This window comes from Pseudomonas sp. P1_C12 (assembly GCF_056406435.1).
Genome location: NZ_JBFUAE010000007.1, coordinates 11,854 through 30,833 on the forward strand (window position 1 = coordinate 11,854; position 18,980 = coordinate 30,833).

Genomic DNA, 18,980 nt, shown 5'->3' on the forward strand with positions numbered 1-18,980 from the left:
CGCTCCTACAGGGGTTACTCTTCGTCTGGTCGGGTCGGGCTTGCCCGCCAGAGCGTTTTGATCGACACTGCGCACCTCGCCTCCCCGGCGAACCTGGATCAGCAGACAGGGCAACACTGAGCTGGCAACCCTGAACCCAACTTTCAGAGGAGCCGGCCAACATGCCTGCGACCCGTACCTGGTTAAAAAATCCCCTCGCCATTTTCACGGCCAACGGTCTCGATGCCCGTGGCGGTCTGGTGCTGCAAGACGGTTTGATCGTCGAAGTGCTCGGCGCCGGTCAACAACCGTCCGCACCGTGCAACGAAGTGTTCGATGCCCGCGAGCATGTGATCCTGCCGGGCCTGATCAACACCCATCACCACTTCTATCAAACCCTGACCCGCGCCTGGGCGCCGGTGGTCAATCAGCCGCTGTTCCCCTGGCTGAAAACCCTGTACCCAGTCTGGGCACGCCTGACGCCGGAAAAACTCGCCCTCGCCACCAAGGTCGCGTTGGCTGAATTGCTGCTGTCCGGTTGCACCACTGCCGCCGACCATCACTACCTGTTCCCGGAAGGTCTGGAAAACGCGATCGACGTACAAGTTGAAAGCGTTCGCGAGCTGGGCATGCGTGCCATGCTGACCCGCGGTTCCATGAGCCTCGGTGAAAAGGATGGTGGCCTGCCGCCGCAACAAACCGTGCAGGAAGGCGAAGTGATCCTCGCCGATAGCCAGCGGCTGATCGCCGAGTACCACGAACGTGGTGACGGCGCGCAAATCCAGATCGCCCTGGCACCGTGCTCGCCGTTTTCGGTGACACCGGAAATCATGTCGGCCAGTGCCGAACTGGCGAACAAACTCGACGTGCGCCTGCACACCCACCTGGCAGAAACCCTCGACGAAGAAGATTTCTGCCTGCAACGCTTCGGCCTGCGCACCGTGGATTATCTGGACAGCGTAGGCTGGCTCGGCCCGCGTACCTGGCTGGCCCATGGCATCCATTTCAACCCGGATGAAATCGCCCGTCTCGGCGCTGCCGGGACAGGCATCTGCCATTGCCCAAGCTCAAACATGCGCCTGGCCTCGGGCATTTGCCCGAGCATCGATCTGACCGATGCTGGTGCCTTGCTTGGTTTGGGCGTGGACGGTTCGGCGTCCAACGATGCCTCGAACATGATGCTCGAAGCGCGTCAGGCCCTGTACATCCAACGCTTGCGCTACGGCGCCGAGAAAATCACCCCGGAGCGCGTATTGGGTTGGGCGACCAAGGGTTCGGCGAGCCTGCTGGGCCGTACCGATATCGGCGAATTGGCGGTGGGCAAGCAGGCGGACCTGGCGATGTTCAAGCTCGATGAGCTGCGCTTCTCCGGCAGCCATGATCCGGTCTCGGCGTTGCTGCTGTGTGGTGCCGATCGCGCGGATCGAGTGATGGTCGGCGGCAAGTGGCGGGTGATCGATGGGCAGGTCGAGGGGCTGGATCTGAAGGGGTTGATTGCTGAACACAGCCAGGCGGCGCGGCAGTTGATCGCCGGGACCTGATACAACACCGATTAAAACTGTGGGAGCGAGCCTGCTAGCTCCCACATTGGTTTTGTGGAGGGTCAAGGCCATCTGGATTGGCGCACCAGTGGGTGGCAGCAGTGCAAGGGCATGCACTTTTATCGGACTTCAAAGACCCATCGCGAGCCAGCTCGCGATGTCATCACCGCGGATTCATGTTTTGTTGTCTTGTTGGTCAGCAATTTGCATTGCTCTGTGCAAGCCCGAGAGCCCAGCCAACCTCACAACAAAATGGAGTTCCAATTCATGCACAACCGTCCGTTGAAGAAGCTGCTTTGCGCCGTTGCGGCGGCCATCGGTCTGAGCGCCGGTCTGACCGTCAGTGCCAACGAACCGCTGAAAGTCGGCTTCGTCTATATCGGTCCGATCGGTGACCACGGCTGGACGTATCAGCATGAACAGGGGCGCAAGGAACTGGCAGAAAAATTCGGTGCGCAGATCACCACCAACTACGTGGAAAACGTCGCCGAAGGCGCCGACGCCGAGCGGGTGATCCGCAACATGGCCAAGGACAAATACGACCTGATCTTCACTACCTCCTTCGGCTACATGAACCCGACGGTGAAAGTTGCCAAACAGTTTCCCAAGGTGACCTTCGAACACGCCACCGGCTACAAGCAGGACAAGAACCTCGGCACTTACCTGGCGCGCACTTATGAGGGCCGCTACGTCGGCGGCTTCCTTGCGGCGAAGATGACCAAGACCAAAAAAGTCGGCTACGTCGCCTCGTTCCCGATCCCGGAAGTGATCCGCGACATCAACGCCATCCAGCTGGCCCTGAACAAGTACAACCCCGGCACCGAGATCAAGGTGGTGTGGGTCAACTCATGGTTCGATCCGGGCAAGGAAGCGGATGCCGCCAACGCGTTGATCGATCAGGGTGTGGATGTGGTGTTCCAGCACACCGACAGCCCCGCCCCGATCCAGGCCGCCGAACGTCGCGGTGTGTATGCGGTGGGCTACGCTTCGGACATGGCGCACTTCGGACCGAAAGCGGTGCTGACCTCCATCGTCAATGACTGGGGCCCGCACTACATTCAGGCGACCCAAAGCGTGATCGACCATGACTGGAAATCCCTGGACTACTGGGGCGGTTTGAAAGAAGGCACCGTTGAGCTGCCGATCAGCGATCTGGTGCCGGCGACGGTGAAGAGCGAAGCCGAGCAGCTCATCGCCGACATCAAGAGCGGTGCGCTGCAACTGTTCACCGGGCCAATCAAGGATCAGGCCGGGGTCGAAAAAATCCCGGCGGGCGCGAGCGCGACCACGGCGCAACTGGCTTCGATGAATTACTACGTGGAAGGCATGAAGGCCGAGATGCCGAAGTAATTCCCGGCCACCACTTGCGCCGAGTTCCTGCTCTCGCGTTTCGCCGATACCTACGCTTATCGACGGGAACTGAAAGCGGTGTGATGAACCGCCTGGTCAGGTTTTACCAATTGTTGCGGCAACCCTCTGTAGAATGGCGACCATTGCACCTGATGAGAAAAGAATTATGTACGACTGGCTGAACGCCCTGCCCAAGGCAGAATTGCACCTGCACCTGGAAGGCTCGCTGGAACCCGAACTGTTGTTCGCCCTGGCCGAGCGCAACAAGATTGCCCTGCCATGGAACGACGTCGAAACCTTGCGCAAGGCGTATGCCTTCAACAACCTGCAGGAGTTCCTCGACCTGTATTACCGGGGTGCCGATGTGCTGCGCACGTCCCAGGATTTCTATGACCTGACCTGGGCGTACCTGCTGCGCTGTAAAGAGCAGAACGTGATTCACACCGAACCGTTCTTCGACCCGCAGACCCATACCGACCGTGGCATCCCGTTCGAAGTGGTGCTCAACGGTATCGCCGCTGCGCTGAAGGATGGCGAGCAGCAACTGGGTATCACCAGTGGATTGATCCTGAGTTTCCTGCGCCATCTGAGCGAAGACCAAGCGCAGAAAACCCTCGACCAGGCGCTGCCGTTCCGCGATGCGTTCGTCGCCGTGGGCCTGGACAGCTCCGAGATGGGCCACCCGCCGAGCAAGTTCCAGCGCGTGTTCGACCGCGCCCGTCACGAAGGCTTCCTGACCGTAGCCCACGCCGGCGAAGAAGGCCCGCCCGAGTACATCTGGGAAGCCATCGACCTGCTGAAAATCCAGCGCATCGACCATGGCGTGCGCGCCATCGAAGACGAACGCCTGATGCAGCGAATCATCGACGAGCAGATCCCGCTGACCGTATGCCCGTTGTCGAACACCAAGCTTTGCGTGTTCGATCACATGTCACAGCACAACATTCTCGACATGCTGGAGCGCGGCGTAAAAGTGACCGTGAACTCCGATGACCCGGCGTACTTCGGTGGCTATGTCACCGAGAACTTCCATGCGCTGCACACCCACCTGGGCATGACTCAGGATCAGGCCAAACGCCTGGCGCAGAACAGCCTCGATGCGCGGCTGGTGAAACCCTAGGCAGCACCGCAAATCCAACTGTAGGAGCTGGCTTGCCAGCGAAGGCGCCCCCCCACTCAACCATGATGCTGAATGTGGCGCCGTCTTCGCTGGCAAACCAGCTCCTACAGATTGGGGTAAGGTTTTAAAGCGCCATTTCCAGTTCGGTTTCCTGGGCAAAGCGATGGATCTCGCGTTGGCCGGAGGCCGTCACCTGCAAGGCTCGGGAATCGTTGGGCAGGCTCAACCACCCCGACTGCATGAACAGCTGCAACAATGCCGCGCCCAGCGAGCCGCCCATGTGCGGGCGTCTTTCGCTCCAGTCAGGGCATGCGCAGGCAACCCTGCCGTTGTGATGGGCCAGCGCCTGGATGAACACTCCCCGTGCCGCCAACCCCGTCGCGCCCTTGAGCGTGACCGTGACCCGCTGATCAAACTGTTCGATCCAGCCTGCCTCCAGCAGTCGCTGATACAGATCGGCGGACAGGGTGCCCCCCAAGTGATCGTCGCACAGTCGGGCACTCAGCAATGACGAACGCACCGCCCGGGGTTTGACGAGAGGCGCATTGCGCTTGAATACGTCCGGAATACCCTGGGGTGCGCTGGCGAAGGTCGCGCTGGCCAGTGCTTCGATTGCCGCCCCGACCTCGGGCGCGGCCAGACGGAAGAAGCGTTTGCGGCCGCGGCTTTCAACCTTGAGCAGACCTCCAGCGGACAAACGTCCCAGGTGTGCACTGGCCGAAGACGGTGACAGGCCAGCCAGCAATGCCAACTCTTCGGTTGCTCGCGCCGAACCATCCATCAAGGCCCACATCATTGCGCTGCGCTTTGGGTCAGCCAGCAATGTGGCGATCTGGCTGATGCAAGGTGCATGTTCCATGTATTCACTCCCTGTTGAATCGTTTCGTTTACTGCCCAGAAACATCTTGACCAGTAATGTGTCGTCGGCCAATCCGTGGAGACTGTCATAAACCCGGCGACGCCTTGCTCACTCATTTGCGCTGCCTGGCCGACGCTGCGAAGGCCAGAAGGATGACCGTGCAGCCGGACCGACTCGAACGTGGACCCGCCATTGGGGGATCGACGCTACCTACATGATGAGGGCGCTAGTATATGCGGGTTGGTCGCGGGATCCTGTACTCCGCCCGGCATAGGTGGTGATCGTTCCTGAGAGAAATTTCTCTTTTTTCGTGCGACTAATGATCGATATCCGAAAAACCTGGAAATTGACTGCTCAAAAGTTCACATCGGCTGACAAGCATTTCACGCAAGAGATTCACCGGCTTACTCAATTGCGCGCGATGGGCGCACAATAGATTCAGCGGGGCGCGCTCACAGAGCAGTTCCGGCATCAGCACCTTCAAGCGGCCGGCCAGTACATCGGCGGCCACATCGAGCCAGGACTTGTAAGCGATCCCGGCACCTGCCACGGCCCAAAGGCGCACGACATCGGCATCGTCACTGAAGCGATCGCCGCTGACGGTCAGGCTGACTTCACGTTTGCCGTCGTGAAAACTCCAGTGGTCGTGGACCCGGCTGCCGAGCATGTACAACAGGCAATTGTGCTGTGCCAGTTGCTCCAGATGCCGCGGCTCGCCATGCCGAGCCAGATAGCCGGGAGCGGCGCACAACACCCGGCGGTTCTGCGGGGCGATGGGCAGCGCTACCAGGCTGGAGTCCTCCGGTTCACCGTAGCGCAGGGCAATGTCTACCGGTTGGCGAAACAGATCGGCGATGCGGTCCCCCAGCAGCAGGCGCACGGTGAGTTTCGGATGCTCGCGTTGAAACTCGTCGAGCCAGGGCAGCAGCAGGTTGCGGCCAAAGTCCGATGGCGCCGACAGTTGCAGAACCCCGCTGACCTGGTCCTGACCACTGGCCAGCAATCGCCGGCCCTCGTCTAGATTGCTCAGGGCCGCGCGAGCGTATTCGAGAAAGCCCTCGCCTTCGGCGGTCAAGCGCAGGCTGCGGGTCGAACGGGCCAACAAACGGGCGCCGAGTTGCTGTTCGATGCGCTTGAGCGCCGCACTGGCCACGGCTGCCGACATGTCCATGCCCCGTGCGGCGGCGGACAGACTGCCCAGGTCCGCCGCCCGGACAAACAACTGCAAGTCATCGAAACGCAGCATCAAGAGCACCGATTATCAAAAAAATATTGAAAGAGACTGCTCTTTTAGCCGGTTTTATCTTCGGGAGAAATAGCCAATCATCTGCCCCATCGAATCTCTTCTCTATTAGTGTTCAGGAGCCGCCCATGAAAGCCATTGCCTACTACGCCTCTTTGCCGATCAGTGACGACAAAGCTCTGCAAGACATCGAATTGCCGGACCCGGTTGCCGGTCCCCGCGACTTGCTGGTAGAAGTCAAAGCCATCTCGGTCAACCCGGTGGACACCAAGGTGCGCCAGAACGTCCAGCCCGAAGGTGGCGCGGCCAAGGTGTTGGGTTGGGATGTGGCCGGTGTGGTCAAGGCGGTGGGCAGTGAGGTGACGCTGTTCCAGGCCGGCGACAAGGTGTATTACGCCGGTTCCATCGCGCGTGCGGGCGGCAACAGCGAGTTGCATGTGGTGGACGAGCGCATCGTCGGCCACATGCCAAAGACCCTTGGTTTCGCCGAGGCCGCGGCCCTGCCACTCACCGCGATCACGGCGTGGGAACTGTTGTTCGAGCGCCTGCAAGTGCGCGAAGGCAAAACCGACGAAGGCCAGAGCCTGTTGATCGTCGGCGCGGCGGGTGGCGTGGGCTCGATGCTTACGCAGCTCGCTCATCAACTGACGGCCCTGAAAGTCATCGGCAGTGCTTCACGTGCGCAGACCCAAAGCTGGGTGAAGGAACTGGGAGCCGATCTGGTGATCGACCATAGCCAGCCACTGAGCGAAGCACTCAAGCATGCCGGTGTGGATCAGGTCACCCATGTCGCCAGCCTGACCCAGACCGATCAGCACCTGGACCAACTGGTCGAGGCATTGGCGCCCCAAGGCAAGCTGGCGCTGATCGATGACCCCAAGTCGCTGGACGTGACCAAGCTCAAGCGCAAGAGCCTGTCACTGCACTGGGAGTTCATGTACACCCGTTCGCTGTTTGAAACCGCGGACATGATCGAGCAGCACAACCTGCTCAATCGCGTCGCCTGGCTGATCGATGCCGGGACCCTGAAAACCACGGTGGGCGGACACTTCGGCACGATCAATGCAGCCAATTTGCGCCGTGCCCATGCCCTGCTGGAGAGTGGCAAAGCCAAGGGCAAGATTGTGCTGGAAGGGTTCTGAGGCGCTGAAAAAAACCATCGCTGATTTCATCGCCTTCTGCGTTTTTTCGTCTGCGACCGGGACGTCCCGGTCGCAGACGACCCCTGTGGGCGCCATCAAAAAGCCTTGTTTTTTTTAGTTACAAACCGTCAGTCCGACAGTTGACCCTTGTCACAATGGTGCTCGTATTCAGGACTACAATCGAATCTCCTGCGAGGCAGCCTTTTACGAGACATCTTTTACGAGACATCCTTTACGAGAGGAGTTCAGCTATGAAGATCCTGATAAAAGAACTGGCAAAGTCCCAGTGGCAAGTTCGCTTAGACCAACATGCTGTGACGTTCCGCAGCGAAGCAGAAGCTCGCGCTTTCACCCGTACTCTTGAAGCCCGCATCCAGGCCCCTCACCCCATTCCCGTCCTCCACCCGCAGCGTGCAGCCGGCTGACTCCGGCCTCAAACCTGGGCTTGCGCCAGCGCCCGGGCATTTTGCAAGCGCCGGGTGAGCATCGCCGCGCTCACCACCAGAATTCCACACAGGCTGATGACCATGGCCATCGGCACGGCGCTACCGTCGTGCAGCACGCCCACCAGCGCAGAGGCACCGGCAGCCACGCTGAATTGCAGGCAGCCGAGCAGCGCCGACGCGCTGCCGGCCCGTCCGCCCTGCCCGCTCATCGCGCAGGCCGCGGCGTTGGGACTGATGCAACCGAGGCTGGCGATACAGATGAACAATGGAATCAGCAGCGGCCACAGGTGTGCCGGGTGCAGGGCGCTGACAGCGAGCAGGGTCAAGCCGGCCGCCAGATAAACCCACACCGCGCGCGCCAGCAAGAACATCGGGCCACGTTTGGCCAGTAACCGCGCATTGACCTGCGCCACCAGAATGAAACCCGCCGCATTGGTGCCGAACAGCCAGCCGAAATGCTCGGCTGGAACGCCGTAGAGCTTGATGATGATGAAGGGTGAGCCGGCGATGTAGGCAAACATCCCGGCGATGGCGATGCCCCCGGTCAAGGCATGGCCAAGAAATATCGGGTCAGCCAGCAACCGGCCGTACTGACGCAGCGCACCCGACAACGGTTGACGCGGTATGTGGGCTGGCATGCTTTCCGGCAATCCCGTCGCAACCGCGAGCCCCGCCAGCGCACTGAAAGCGGTCAAGGCCAAGAAGATCGACTGCCAGCCTGTCGTGTTGACCAGCAACCCACCCAGCAATGGCGCGAGGATGGGGGCAAGCCCCATCACCAGCATCAGTTGCGAAAAGACTTTCGCCGAACCCACCGCATCACACTTGTCGCTGACCACCGCCCGGGAAATCACCATCCCCGCGCAGCCGCCCAGCGCCTGGACGAAACGCGCGCCGATCAGCCATTCCAGATTCGGCGCATAGGCGCACGCCACGGAGGCAACGGTGAACAGGCCGACACCGGTGAGCAACGGAATGCGTCGCCCGAAACGATCCGCCACCGGACCATAGGCCAACTGACCGATGGACAAGCCAAGGAAGTACGCCGCCAACGTCATCTGAACGTGATTTTCGTCCGTCCCGAAAGCCAGAGCCATGGCCGGGAAGGCCGGTAGATAGAAGTCGATCGCCAGCGGACCGAAAGCGCTCAAGGCGCCAAGTATCAGAATGGTACGCAAGTTCATCAGGCATCCAGTGGGGCAGAAGTCGGCAGCCCGACAGTCTAGCCGCACATGGACGCCTTGAACATTCCGGTAGCTCGCTAACTATCAAATTCAGACCAGTTTGATGCCGTAACCCTCTTCGCTGATCGCCTCGATCACTTGCTGGGCGGTCAGCGCACTTTCGACACCGACCTCCCTGGCCGCCAGATCAACCCGCACACTGGCCGCCGGGTCTTTGGCCTGGACCGCCTGAGTGATGGCCTTGACGCAGTGACCACAAGACATGCCTTCAACGTTGAACACTTGCATGGGATGACTCCTTTTCCGAGGTTGAACCCAGTTTTGAGCTTGCCACCATGGCAAGGTCAAGTTCTGAAGCTAGCTGCCGGGCTGGCAATCGGCGCGACGCTCGGCCAAGCTGCGTCCATCAATGACTCGAACTCAGGAGATTCAGCCATGCGCTGGTCAGTTTTCAGCCTGTTTGGTTTTCTCAGCCTTTTCGCCGCCGTGCCTTCGGCCAATGCTGCCGGTCAGGATTATGGCGTGCTGATCATTTCCCGCGAGCGCCTGGAAGTCGCGACCAGTTGCGAAATCGGTGTGTACATCCAGGATCAATTGGCGGCGCGGCTGTTTCAGGAGCAAAGCACCTCGTTCAACCTGCCGCCCGGCATCGTCTCGCTGCGCCTGAAACTGCTGCCGGGCCAGGTCCCGGGTTGCAATCCGGGCATGCTCGCGCCGGGTTCGCAGGATATCCAGCTCAAGGCTGGCGATGTGCTCAAGTACCGGATCGCGATGACGCAGGAAGGGATGTCCCTCAAACGGGCCGGTCTCGGTTATTGATCGGTGACTTGATCTGAAACATGGCACTTGACCTTGCCAGCATGGCAAGGTTGATCCTGTGGTCATCTACTACAGGGAGTGCGACCGATGTCCGAATCCACCACGTTCGACCTGCCGATTGCCGGTATGACCTGCGCCAGTTGCGCCGGACGGGTCGAGCGCGCCTTGAGCAAAGTCATTGGCGCCAGTGCCGTCAGCGTCAACCTCGCCACTGAACAGGCGCGGGTGCAGGCACCCAGCGACAGCTTGCCTGCCTTGATGGATGCCGTAGCCAAGGCCGGCTACAGCGTGCCGCAGCACAGCCTGGAACTGAGCATCGACGGCATGACCTGCGCATCCTGCGTCGGTCGGGTCGAGCGTGCGCTGGGCAAGGTTGCGGGCGTGAAAAGCGTCAGCGTCAACCTGGCCAACGAACGCGCCCACCTTGAACTGCTCGGCCAGATCGATCCGCAAACCTTGATCGCCGCAGTGACCAAGGCTGGCTATAGCGCCAGCATCTGGGAAGTCGAACACCCGTCGACCGACAACCAGCAACAACGCCTGCATCGCGAACGCCAGGCCTTGATCATCGCCATTGCCCTCGCCTTGCCACTGGTATTGCCGATGCTGCTACAACCCTTCGGCGTGCACTGGATGCTCCCGGCCTGGGTGCAATTTGCCTTGGCCACGCCGGTGCAATTCATCTTCGGCGCACGGTTTTACGTCGCCGCGTGGAAAGCCGTGCGCGCCGGGGCCGGCAACATGGACCTGCTGGTTGCCCTGGGCACCAGCGCCGGGTATGGCTTGAGCCTGTACGAATGGGCCACCGCCGCCGGGCGCATGCCGCATCTGTATTTCGAAGCTTCGGCGGTGGTGATCGCCCTGGTGCTGCTGGGCAAGTACCTGGAAAGCCGCGCCAAGCGCCAGACCGCCAGCGCCATCCGTGCCCTCGAAGCCTTGCGCCCGGAACGGGCGATTCGGGTGATCGATGGCCACGAGCAAGACGTCGCCATCAGCACCCTGTGCCTCAATGACCTGGTGATGGTCAAACCCGGCGAACGCTTCCCGGTGGACGGCGAAGTGGTTGAAGGCCAGAGCCATGCCGACGAAGCTCTGATCAGCGGCGAGAGCCTGCCGGTGCCCAAGCAACCCGGCGACAAAGTCACCGGTGGCGCGATCAACGGTGAAGGCCGGTTGCTGGTGCGTACCCAGGCCCTCGGTGCGGAAACCGTGCTGGCGCGGATCATCCGTCTGGTAGAAGACGCCCAGGCCGCAAAAGCACCGATCCAGAAACTGGTGGATAAAGTCAGCCAGGTGTTCGTGCCCACCGTGCTGCTGATTGCCCTGGCGACCCTGATCGGCTGGTGGCTGTATGGCGCGCCGATGGAATCCGCGCTGATCAATGCCGTGGCGGTGCTGGTGATCGCCTGTCCGTGCGCCCTGGGCCTGGCCACGCCGACGGCGATCATGGCCGGCACCGGCGTGGCGGCTCGCTACGGGATTCTGATCAAGGACGCCGAAGCACTGGAGAGTGCCCATGAAGTCAGCGCTGTGGTGTTTGACAAGACCGGTACCCTGACCTCCGGCGCCCCACGCATTGCTCATCTGAGCGCCATCGACGGTGATGAGGCGAGCCTGCTGCAACTGGCCGGCGCCCTGCAACGCGGCAGTGAGCATCCGCTGGCCAAGGCTGTTCTGGATGCCTGTACCGAGCGTGGATTGAAGGTGGCCGATGTCGGCGACAGCCAGTCCCTGACCGGCCGCGGCATCGCTGGCAACCTCGAAGGGCGTCGCCTGGCGCTGGGCAATCGGCGTCTGCTGGAGGAAAGCGGCTTGAATGCCGGGTCGTTTGCCGACTCGGCAATCGCGTGGGAAAATGAAGGCCGGACCTTGTCCTGGCTGATCGAACAATCCCCAAAACCGCAGGTGCTGGGCCTGTTCGCCTTCGGTGACACCCTCAAGCCCGGCGCGCTGCAGGCGGTACAACAACTGAGCGCACGGAACATCAGTAGCCATCTGCTGACCGGCGACAATCGCGGCAGCGCCAACGTGGTGGCCGAGGCACTGGGCATCCACGATGTGCACGCCGAAGTGCTGCCGGCGGACAAAGCCGCCACAGTCGCTGCACTGAAACAAACCGGGGTGGTGGCGATGGTCGGCGATGGTATCAACGACGCCCCGGCACTGGCCGCCGCCGACATCGGCATCGCCATGGGCGGCGGCACCGACATCGCCATGCACGCGGCCGGCATCACCCTGATGCGCGGCGATCCGCGGCTGGTGCCGGCAGCACTGGAGATCAGCCGCAAGACCTACGCCAAGATTCGCCAAAACCTGTTCTGGGCCTTCGTCTATAACCTGATCGGCATTCCGCTGGCGGCGTTCGGCTTCCTCAATCCAGTGCTGGCCGGTGCGGCGATGGCATTGTCGAGCGTCAGCGTGGTGAGCAATGCGTTACTGTTGAAAACCTGGAAACCCAAGGACCTGGAGGATAACCGATGAACATCGGCCAAGCGGCCCGCCACAGCGGCCTGAGCGCAAAGATGATCCGTTATTACGAATCCATCGGCCTGCTCAAGGCGGCCCATCGCACCGACAGCGGTTATCGGGTGTACGGCGATGACGACCTGCACACGCTGGCGTTCATCAAGCGCTCGCGGGACCTGGGGTTTTCCCTGGAAGAAGTCGGCAAGTTGCTGACCCTCTGGCAAGACCGCCAGCGCGCCAGCGCCGATGTGAAAGCGTTGGCCCGCCAGCACATCGATGAGTTGAACCAGAAGATCCGCGAGCTGGGTCAGTTGCGCGACACCTTGCAGGACCTGGTTGAGCACTGTCAGGGCGATCATCGGCCGGATTGCCCGATCCTGAAGAATCTGGAATCGGGGTGTTGCCCCTGATCACAAATCACCCTGTAGGAGCTGCCGCAGGCTGCGATCTCTTGATCTTGCTTCTAAAAAAACAAAATCAAGAGATCGCAGCCTTCGGCAGCTCCTACAGAGGCGCACAAAAAACCCGGCCGAAGCCGGGTTTTGCTTTAACCGATCACTGCATCCAGGGCGGAGGCGGTTCTTCGGTCTTGCCCGGCGGCGCATCGTCCGCCGCGCGCACGGCTTGCTTGCGCTCTTCATCCAGGCGCGCGGCCTCGATCTCGCGCATGATTCCGCCCACGTCGGCCAGCTCTTCCGTGTCGGCGAACTCGCCGGTCAGGACACTGGCCGGGTGCAAGGTGCCAGCTTCGTACAAGGCCCACATTTCCTTGGCGTACTTGGTCTTCTTCAACTCCGGCGCAAACCGCCCGAAGTAGGACGCCATGTTGCCCACATCGCGCTCCAGCATGCTGAACGCGTGGTTGTTGCCCGCCGCGTCCACTGCTTGCGGCAGGTCGATGATCACCGGGCCGGTCGGCGTCAGCAGCACGTTGAACTCGGACAAGTCGCCGTGCACCAGACCGGTACACAGCATCAGCACGATCTGGGAAATCAGATACGCGTGATACTCGCGGGCCTGGTCCGGCTCCAGCACCACATCGTTCAGACGCGGCGCGGCATCGCCGTATTCGTCGGCCACCAGCTCCATCAGCAGTACGCCTTCGAGGAAGTCGTACGGCTTGGGCACCCGCACACCGGCATTGGCCAGGCGGAACAGCGCCGCCACTTCGGCGTTCTGCCAAGCGTCTTCGGTTTCCTTGCGGCCAAACTTCGAGCCCTTGGCCATCGCACGGGCCTGACGGCTGTTGCGCACCTTGCGGCCTTCCTGGTATTCGGCCGCCTGACGGAAACTGCGTTTATTCGCCTCCTTGTAGACCTTCGCGCAACGTAACTGGTTACCGCAGCGCACCACATAAACAGCTGCTTCTTTACCACTCATGAGTGGGCGCAGCACCTCGTCGACCAGACCGTCCTCGATCAGGGGTTCAATGCGTTTTGGAGTCTTCATCAGCTTTTATTGTGGGTCCTTTATTACCAAACACGCGAAAGTCATTCGTTATACGGCAATCCACCCACGGGGGGGAGGGGTTACCGACTTATGAGTATTGCACAAGCGCACAATGTGCCGATTTCATCAGGAAAAACCGACGACCGTCACGGCTCGCTCCAGATCATAGCCGAGCCTGCGTCACTTGTTGTGCAAGGGTATTGAGGGCAATAGCGACAGGAGCTGACATCACAACTCACACCTTCCGTAGGATTTTTCCCATCGGGCCTCAATTTCCTCCGACAACAGCCGAAGTCCTTAGTGACAAAGTGATTTGTCCGACAATCGCTCCCCCAATAATGGCGATGCCGCACTCAAGGACCCGGGTTGACCAAGAACGTTTACGCCTGCCAATAAACCGCGAGTCATCTGCACTGCGTGGGCCTATAAGAAAATCTGGAGCGCGGATGAACATCAAACAGAAGTTGACCTGGGCGTTTGCAATCATCGCCTGCCTGCCCGTGGTGCTGGTCGCCACCCTCGTTGTGCTGAACCTGCGCAGTGATGCCAGGGACGAATTCGTCGACGGCAGTGCCCGCGAGATTCGTCAGGTCAGCAACGCCATGCAATTGTTCTTTGACGGCATCAGCCAGAACGTCGATTACCTGGCCAAGCAGCCGCTGATCCGAAACTCCGACGACAGCCTCAAGACTTACATGGCCGCCAACGCCGAGAGCGTCCCTCAGGGCGAGGCGGACAAGAAAGTCTTCACCCTGCTCCAGGACTTGGGCAACAGCCACCCGGCCTACGCCTACGCCATCCTCGGCACGGCGGCGGGCGGCTACGTGTCGTGGCCGGATGATCCGAAGTTGAACAATTACGACCCGCGCCAGCGCCCCTGGTACAAGGCGGCCCAGGCCAAACCGGGCAAGCCGTTGCGCACCGAGGCCTATTACTGGGCCCAGGACGACGCGACCTACGTCAGCACCGTGCGCACCATCGACAACAAGTTGGGCACCAACGGCGGTGTGGTCAGCATCGACGTGACGCTCAAGCAGCTCACCGAAATCGTCAAGCAGATCAAGCTCGGTGAAACCGGCTACCTGATGCTGCTGGAAAACACCGGCATGGTGCTGGTGGATCCGAAACAACCGGAACACAACTTCAAACCGCTGAATAGCCTTGGCGACGGCTACGCGCAACTGGCCAAGGCCGGCAAGGGCCTGGTGGAAGTGGAGTTGAACGGCGAACACTACATGGCCAACGTCTGGCCGTCGGAGCAACTGGGCTGGACCTTCATCGGCCTGATCAAGCAGGACGACGTGATGAGTTCCGCGACCCAGTTGACCTGGTTGATCGCCATCATCGCCGCCGTCCTGGCCGTCATCTTCGCCATCGTCGGCGCCAGTTTTGCCAGCCTCATCGTGCGCCCGATCCGCAGCGTGGCCAGCGGCCTGGAAGGCATCGCCCAGGGCGAAGGCGACCTGACCCAGAACCTGCAAATCCGTGGCAACGACGAAACCGCGCAACTGGCCAACTGGTTCAACCAGTTTCTGACGGCGATTCGCAACCTGATCCAGAACATCGGCGGTGCGGCGGGCAAGATCCTCGACACATCGAAGAGCTCGACCCAGGTCTCCAGCGACATGGCCGAAGCCGCCGGACGCCAGCGTGAGGCAGTGGACATGGTCTCCACGGCGTTCCACGAAATGGTCGCCACCGCCAACGAAGTCGCGCGTTCTTGCAGTCAGGCGGCGGAGTCTGCCGACAGTGGCCAGCGCCAGGCGCGCGAAGGTCAGCAGCAGATCGATGCGGCGGTGAACAGCGTTGATCGCCTGAGCCAGGAAATCGAACAGTCGGCCCAGTCGATGCAACAGCTCGAACGCGACAGCAACGACATCCAGTCGATCCTGGGGACCATCCGCTCGATCGCTGAACAGACCAACCTGCTGGCGCTGAACGCCGCGATCGAAGCGGCCCGTGCCGGTGAACAGGGGCGCGGCTTTGCCGTGGTGGCTGACGAAGTGCGGGCCCTGGCCAAGCGCACGGCCGACTCCACCGCAGAAATCGACGGGCTGCTGGGCAACCTGGCCAAACGCACCAGCCAGGTGACCCAGCAGATGCACGCCAGCCTGGAAGTGTCCCAGCAATCGGTGACGCGCATCGGCGAGGCGCGCAACAGCTTCGGGCAGATTCGTGAGTCGGTGGACGTGATCCGCGACATGAACACCCAGATCGCCACGGCGGCGGAACAACAGCATCAAGTGGCCGAAGACATCAACCGGCACATCAGCCAGATCCATGGCGATGCGCAGTTGGTGGCAGAACTGGCCAACTCGGCGCGCCTGGATTCCCAGAGCCTGGCCGGGTTGTCGAATGAGCTGGACGGGTTGGTGCGCAGGTTCCGTACCTGATCCCTATTGTCGGGTGGCCGCTTCGCGGCCATTCGCTGGCAAGCCAGCTCCTACACGTGTTGCGCAGCGGCCCAACCTGTAGGAGCTGGCTTGCCAGCGAAGGCGATCTCACGGTCGAAACAGAAACAACGGCATTCTTGTTCAACGTTCGAGAATGGCAGTCACCCCCTGCCCGCCCGCCGCGCAGATCGAAATCAGTCCCCGTCCCTTGCCCGCCGCATCCAGCAACTTCGCCAGGTTGGCGACGATGCGCCCGCCGGTGGCGGCAAACGGGTGCCCCGCCGCCAGGGAACTGCCTTTGACGTTGAGTCGGCGGCGGTCAATCGAGCCCAATGGCGCATCGAGGCCGAGACGGGTTTTGCAATACTGCGGATCTTCCCAGGCCTTCAATGTGCACAGCACTTGCGCGGCGAAGGCTTCGTGGATTTCGTAGTAGTCGAAATCCTGCAAGGTCAGGCCATTGCGCGCTAGCAAACGTGGCACGGCGTAGACCGGCGCCATCAACAACCCTTCGGCACCGTTGACAAAATCCACCGCCGCCGCTTCGCCGTCGCGCCAGTAGGCAAGAATCGGTAACCCGCGTGCCTTGGCCCATTCCTCATTGCCCAGCAGCACCAGTGACGCGCCATCGGTCAGCGGCGTGGAGTTGCCTGCGGTCAGGGTGCCCTTGGCGCTTTTCTCATAGGCTGGTTTGAGCGCGGCGAGCTTTTCCAGCGTGGAGTCCGGGCGCAGGTTGTTATCGCGAGTAAGGCCCATAAATGGCGTCATCAGGTCGTTGTGCCAGCCCTCGGCGTAGGACGCGGCCAGTTTCTGATGGCTCTCGAGCGCCAATTGATCCTGTGCCTGGCGAGGGATGTTCCAGGTCTGGGCCATCAGCTCGCAATGCTGGCCCATGGACAACCCGGTGCGCGGCTCGCCATTGCGCGGGAATTCGGGGATCAGATGCTTGGGACGCAACTGCAGGAAGGTTTTCAGTTTGTCGCCGGTGGTTTTCGAGCGGTTGGCTTGCAGGAGGGTTTTGCGCAGGCCCTCGCTGACACTGATCGGCGCATCCGAGGTGGTGTCCACGCCACCGGCAATGCCGCAGTCGATCTGGCCCAGGGCAATCTTGTTCGCCACCAGCAACGCCGCTTCCAGCCCGGTGCCGCACGCCTGCTGGATGTCATAGGCCGGAGTGGCCGGCGACAGTCGCGAACCGAGTACGCACTCGCGCGTGAGGTTCATGTCCCGCGACAACTTGAGCACGGCCCCGGCGACCACTTCGCCGATGCGTTGGCCGTGCAGGTTGTAACGTTCGATCAGGCCTTCGAGGGCGGCGGTGAGCATCACCTGATTACTGGCCGTGGCGTAGGGGCCATTGGAGCGGGCGAAGGGAATCCGGTTACCGCCGATAATCGCGACGCGGCGCAGTTGGGTCATGAAATGCTCCTGATGAAATAGCCAAAATTGAAACTACCCCCTGTAGGAGCTGCCGAAGGCTGCGATCTTTTGATCTTGATTCCAAAAAGCCAAGTCAAAAGATCGCAGCCTTCGGCAGCTCCTACAATGACCAAGCGTAGGCCTTATCTCGTGGATCGAACGACTGATAGCCATTCATGGTCCACACTTTGATCCCCAGCTTTTGGAGCGTGTTCCATGTCTGACCGCTATATCGACTTCGCCAATTCGTCCATCGGCCATCGCCTGCTCGGCGCCCTGGGGTTGCCGGCGCCGACCAGGCTGGAGCGCTGGCAAGCAGGCCGACTGCGGCCCGTGGTAGGTGCGTTGTTGATCGGCGGCGGGCCGTTGGCGGAACACGTCAGCGCCTTCGCCAACCGCCTGACCGACGTGATCTACAGCTACGGCACCGAGCCTTCGATGGCCACGGCCTGGATTCCCGGCCATGGACCGAAACTCAAGGCTGTGGTGTTCGATGCCAGTGACCTGCTGCACACCGACCAGCTCAAGCAACTGCGCGAGTTCTTCCAGCCGCTGATGAAGAACCTCGAACACTGCGCGCACCTGGTGATTCTCGGACGCGATCCGCAAAGCCTGCGCGACCCGTTCGCCGCCAGTGCGCAGCGTGCCCTGGAAGGTTTCAGCCGTTCGCTGGCCAAGGAGTTGCGCAGCGGTGGCACCTTGCAATTGATCTACGTCGGCGAAGGTGCCGAGGCGCAACTGGAAGGCCCGCTGCGGTTTTTCCTCTCACCGAAAAGCGCCTTCGTGTCCGGGCAGGTCATTCGCTTGAATGCGTGCTCAACGCCAGTCACCGACTGGACACGCCCGCTCGCCGGGCCCAAGGCACTGGTCACCGGCGCAGCACGCGGTATCGGTGCCGCCATCGCGGAAACCCTGGCCCGTGATGGTGCCGACGTCATCCTGCTCGACGTGCCCCCGGCCAAAACCGATCTCGAAGCCCTCGCCGCACGCCTCGGTGGGCGCAGCATCACCCTCGACATCTGCGCCGAAGACGCCGCCGCGCAGTTGATCGAACAGTTGCCCGACGGCCTTGACATCGTGGTGCACAACGCCGGCATCACTCGTGACAAAACCCTGGCCAACATGACCCCCGAATACTGGGACGCCGTGCTGGCGGTCAACCTCAATGCGCCGCAAGTGCTGACCAAAGCCCTGCTCGACAGCGGCACCCTGCACGACAACGGCCGGGTGATACTGCTGGCGTCCATCAGCGGCATCGCCGGCAATCGCGGGCAAACCAATTACGCCGCGAGCAAGGCCGGGCTCATTGGCCTGGCGCAAGCCTGGGCGCCACTGCTCCACGAGCGCGGCATCAGCATCAACGCCGTGGCGCCGGGCTTCATCGAAACGCAGATGACCGCGCACATTCCCTTCGGCCTGCGCGAAGCCGGACGGCGCATGAGTTCGCTTGGCCAAGGCGGCTTGCCACAAGACGTCGCCGAAGCCGTGGCCTGGCTCGCGCAACCGGGCACCGGCGCGTTTACCGGGCAAGCGTTGCGCGTGTGTGGGCAAAGCGCTCTGGGGGCTTAAG

16 protein-coding genes and 1 pseudogene are annotated in these 18,980 nt (G+C 61.5%); 11 read left to right on the forward strand and 6 right to left on the reverse strand.

Going from position 1 to position 18,980, the window contains the following annotated elements:
• Positions 1 to 161 precede the first annotated feature (161 nt).
• The 3 genes from AC1D19_RS14150 to AC1D19_RS14160 all read left to right on the forward strand — a co-directional run bounded on the left by AC1D19_RS14150 (position 162) and on the right by AC1D19_RS14160 (position 3,990).
• Positions 162 to 1,520 (forward strand): 8-oxoguanine deaminase, encoded by a 1,359-nt coding sequence (locus AC1D19_RS14150; RefSeq protein ID WP_477763593.1) that lies wholly within the window; start codon positions 162 to 164, stop codon positions 1,518 to 1,520.
• A 267-nt stretch (positions 1,521 to 1,787) separates the two neighbouring features.
• Positions 1,788 to 2,870 carry a BMP family ABC transporter substrate-binding protein gene (locus tag AC1D19_RS14155; protein WP_477763594.1) on the forward strand — a complete coding sequence of 361 codons (1,083 nt, stop codon included), beginning with the start codon at positions 1,788 to 1,790 and terminating at the stop codon, positions 2,868 to 2,870.
• A gap of 166 nt (positions 2,871 to 3,036) precedes the next feature.
• The gene (locus tag AC1D19_RS14160) at positions 3,037 to 3,990 is read left to right on the forward strand and encodes an adenosine deaminase (RefSeq protein WP_150727777.1); all 954 of its coding nucleotides are present in this window, start codon (positions 3,037 to 3,039) and stop codon (positions 3,988 to 3,990) included.
• Between the two features lie 124 nt (positions 3,991 to 4,114).
• Here the strand turns inward: AC1D19_RS14160 and AC1D19_RS14165 are convergent, their stop codons facing one another.
• Both AC1D19_RS14165 and AC1D19_RS14170 read right to left on the reverse strand, forming a co-directional pair.
• On the reverse strand, positions 4,115 to 4,849 hold the full coding sequence (locus AC1D19_RS14165; protein WP_477756682.1) for an ArsR/SmtB family transcription factor: 735 nt from the start codon (positions 4,847 to 4,849) through the stop codon (positions 4,115 to 4,117).
• Positions 4,850 to 5,165: 316 nt separating this feature from the next.
• On the reverse strand, positions 5,166 to 6,095 hold the full coding sequence (locus AC1D19_RS14170; RefSeq protein WP_477756857.1) for a LysR family transcriptional regulator: 930 nt from the start codon (positions 6,093 to 6,095) through the stop codon (positions 5,166 to 5,168).
• Positions 6,096 to 6,220: 125 nt separating this feature from the next.
• Here AC1D19_RS14170 and AC1D19_RS14175 point away from each other — a divergent pair, with 125 nt between their 5' ends.
• Both AC1D19_RS14175 and AC1D19_RS14180 read left to right on the forward strand, forming a co-directional pair.
• On the forward strand, positions 6,221 to 7,234 hold the full coding sequence (locus tag AC1D19_RS14175; protein ID WP_477760721.1) for a zinc-binding alcohol dehydrogenase family protein: 1,014 nt from the start codon (positions 6,221 to 6,223) through the stop codon (positions 7,232 to 7,234).
• 251 nt (positions 7,235 to 7,485) lie between these two features.
• A complete protein-coding gene (locus AC1D19_RS14180) occupies positions 7,486 to 7,659 on the forward strand; it encodes a hypothetical protein (protein ID WP_007996470.1) in 174 nt (57 codons plus the stop codon).
• 8 nt (positions 7,660 to 7,667) lie between these two features.
• Here AC1D19_RS14180 and AC1D19_RS14185 read toward each other — a convergent pair whose 3' ends face one another.
• Positions 7,668 to 8,864 (reverse strand): multidrug effflux MFS transporter, encoded by a 1,197-nt coding sequence (locus AC1D19_RS14185; protein ID WP_477763595.1) that lies wholly within the window; start codon positions 8,862 to 8,864, stop codon positions 7,668 to 7,670.
• A 90-nt stretch (positions 8,865 to 8,954) separates the two neighbouring features.
• On the reverse strand, positions 8,955 to 9,152 hold the full coding sequence (locus AC1D19_RS14190) for a heavy-metal-associated domain-containing protein (protein ID WP_477756151.1): 198 nt from the start codon (positions 9,150 to 9,152) through the stop codon (positions 8,955 to 8,957).
• 147 nt (positions 9,153 to 9,299) lie between these two features.
• Between AC1D19_RS14190 and AC1D19_RS14195 the strand changes: the two genes are divergently transcribed.
• The 3 genes from AC1D19_RS14195 to cueR all read left to right on the forward strand — a co-directional run bounded on the left by AC1D19_RS14195 (position 9,300) and on the right by cueR (position 12,559).
• Positions 9,300 to 9,683 (forward strand): hypothetical protein, encoded by a 384-nt coding sequence (locus tag AC1D19_RS14195; RefSeq protein WP_477763596.1) that lies wholly within the window; start codon positions 9,300 to 9,302, stop codon positions 9,681 to 9,683.
• An 87-nt stretch (positions 9,684 to 9,770) separates the two neighbouring features.
• A complete protein-coding gene (locus tag AC1D19_RS14200) occupies positions 9,771 to 12,164 on the forward strand; it encodes a heavy metal translocating P-type ATPase (RefSeq protein WP_477763597.1) in 2,394 nt (797 codons plus the stop codon).
• On the forward strand, positions 12,161 to 12,559 hold the full coding sequence (gene cueR, locus AC1D19_RS14205; RefSeq protein WP_477763598.1) for a Cu(I)-responsive transcriptional regulator: 399 nt from the start codon (positions 12,161 to 12,163) through the stop codon (positions 12,557 to 12,559). The genes AC1D19_RS14200 and cueR overlap by 4 nt, the downstream gene beginning before the upstream one ends.
• 145 nt (positions 12,560 to 12,704) lie before the next feature.
• Here the strand turns inward: cueR and AC1D19_RS14210 are convergent, their stop codons facing one another.
• Positions 12,705 to 13,598: a PA4780 family RIO1-like protein kinase gene (locus AC1D19_RS14210; RefSeq protein ID WP_477756189.1), complete on the reverse strand. Its 894-nt coding sequence runs from the start codon at positions 13,596 to 13,598 to the stop codon at positions 12,705 to 12,707.
• 446 nt (positions 13,599 to 14,044) lie between these two features.
• Here AC1D19_RS14210 and AC1D19_RS14215 point away from each other — a divergent pair.
• A pseudogene (locus tag AC1D19_RS14215) lies at positions 14,045 to 15,133 on the forward strand (cache domain-containing protein); the annotation flags it as partial.
• A 129-nt stretch (positions 15,134 to 15,262) separates the two neighbouring features.
• Positions 15,263 to 15,991 carry a methyl-accepting chemotaxis protein gene (locus AC1D19_RS14220; RefSeq protein ID WP_371317838.1) on the forward strand — a complete coding sequence of 243 codons (729 nt, stop codon included), beginning with the start codon at positions 15,263 to 15,265 and terminating at the stop codon, positions 15,989 to 15,991.
• Positions 15,992 to 16,132: 141 nt separating this feature from the next.
• Here the strand turns inward: AC1D19_RS14220 and AC1D19_RS14225 are convergent, their stop codons facing one another.
• Positions 16,133 to 17,410 carry an acetyl-CoA C-acetyltransferase gene (locus AC1D19_RS14225; RefSeq protein WP_477763599.1) on the reverse strand — a complete coding sequence of 426 codons (1,278 nt, stop codon included), beginning with the start codon at positions 17,408 to 17,410 and terminating at the stop codon, positions 16,133 to 16,135.
• Positions 17,411 to 17,626: 216 nt separating this feature from the next.
• Between AC1D19_RS14225 and AC1D19_RS14230 the strand changes: the two genes are divergently transcribed.
• Positions 17,627 to 18,979, forward strand: coding sequence for a 3-oxoacyl-ACP reductase (locus AC1D19_RS14230; RefSeq protein WP_477763600.1), 1,353 nt, complete (start codon positions 17,627 to 17,629; stop codon positions 18,977 to 18,979).
• Position 18,980: the final 1 nt, after the last annotated feature.

Coding starts and splice junctions, on each gene's coding strand:
- AC1D19_RS14150 (WP_477763593.1), top strand. CDS start 162: ATGCCTGCGACCCGTACCTGGTTAAAAAATCCCCTCGCCATTTTCACG.
- AC1D19_RS14155 (WP_477763594.1), top strand. CDS start 1,788: ATGCACAACCGTCCGTTGAAGAAGCTGCTTTGCGCCGTTGCGGCGGCC.
- AC1D19_RS14160 (WP_150727777.1), top strand. CDS start 3,037: ATGTACGACTGGCTGAACGCCCTGCCCAAGGCAGAATTGCACCTGCAC.
- AC1D19_RS14165 (WP_477756682.1), bottom strand. CDS start 4,849: ATGGAACATGCACCTTGCATCAGCCAGATCGCCACATTGCTGGCTGAC.
- AC1D19_RS14170 (WP_477756857.1), bottom strand. CDS start 6,095: ATGCTGCGTTTCGATGACTTGCAGTTGTTTGTCCGGGCGGCGGACCTG.
- AC1D19_RS14175 (WP_477760721.1), top strand. CDS start 6,221: ATGAAAGCCATTGCCTACTACGCCTCTTTGCCGATCAGTGACGACAAA.
- AC1D19_RS14180 (WP_007996470.1), top strand. CDS start 7,486: ATGAAGATCCTGATAAAAGAACTGGCAAAGTCCCAGTGGCAAGTTCGC.
- AC1D19_RS14185 (WP_477763595.1), bottom strand. CDS start 8,864: ATGAACTTGCGTACCATTCTGATACTTGGCGCCTTGAGCGCTTTCGGT.
- AC1D19_RS14190 (WP_477756151.1), bottom strand. CDS start 9,152: ATGCAAGTGTTCAACGTTGAAGGCATGTCTTGTGGTCACTGCGTCAAG.
- AC1D19_RS14195 (WP_477763596.1), top strand. CDS start 9,300: ATGCGCTGGTCAGTTTTCAGCCTGTTTGGTTTTCTCAGCCTTTTCGCC.
- AC1D19_RS14200 (WP_477763597.1), top strand. CDS start 9,771: ATGTCCGAATCCACCACGTTCGACCTGCCGATTGCCGGTATGACCTGC.
- cueR (WP_477763598.1), top strand. CDS start 12,161: ATGAACATCGGCCAAGCGGCCCGCCACAGCGGCCTGAGCGCAAAGATG.
- AC1D19_RS14210 (WP_477756189.1), bottom strand. CDS start 13,598: ATGAAGACTCCAAAACGCATTGAACCCCTGATCGAGGACGGTCTGGTC.
- AC1D19_RS14220 (WP_371317838.1), top strand. CDS start 15,263: ATGGTCTCCACGGCGTTCCACGAAATGGTCGCCACCGCCAACGAAGTC.
- AC1D19_RS14225 (WP_477763599.1), bottom strand. CDS start 17,410: ATGACCCAACTGCGCCGCGTCGCGATTATCGGCGGTAACCGGATTCCC.
- AC1D19_RS14230 (WP_477763600.1), top strand. CDS start 17,627: ATGTCTGACCGCTATATCGACTTCGCCAATTCGTCCATCGGCCATCGC.